This is a genomic window from Aquincola tertiaricarbonis (assembly GCF_000969605.1).
In the GTDB taxonomy this organism is placed as follows: domain Bacteria; phylum Pseudomonadota; class Gammaproteobacteria; order Burkholderiales; family Burkholderiaceae_C; genus Aquincola; species Aquincola tertiaricarbonis.
Genome location: NZ_JZUE01000095.1, coordinates 1 through 379, shown reverse-complemented (window position 1 = coordinate 379; position 379 = coordinate 1). Strand labels below are relative to the sequence as shown.

The window sequence follows — 379 nt, the reverse complement described above, 5'->3', positions numbered from 1 at the left end:
CCATGCTGAGCCTGCACACCAATTCCGCCGCCCTGTCCACCACCAACGCCGTGGGCAACACGCAGCGCGCGCTGTCCACCTCGCTGACCCGCCTGGGCACCGGCTATCGCATCAACAGCGCGATGGACGACGCCGCCGGCCTGCAGATCGCCACCCGCCTGGAAGCCCAGACCCGCGGCATGAGCGTGGCCATGCGCAACACCCAGAACGGCATCTCGATGATGCAGACCGCCGAAGGCGCCTTCGACGAAGTGACCAACATCCTGCTGCGCATGAAGGACCTGGCCACCGAAGCCTCCAACGGCTCGGCCACCGCCGACGACAAGACCGCCATGCAGGCCGAGTACGACGCGCTGGGCTCGGAGCTGAAGAACATCGT

1 protein-coding gene is annotated in these 379 nt (G+C 67.0%); it reads left to right on the top strand.

Going from position 1 to position 379, the window contains the following annotated elements:
- Positions 1 to 2: 2 nt before the first annotated feature.
- A partial coding sequence (locus tag VO99_RS27570) for a flagellin N-terminal helical domain-containing protein (protein WP_046116177.1) occupies positions 3 to 379 on the top strand: 377 nt, incomplete at its 3' end.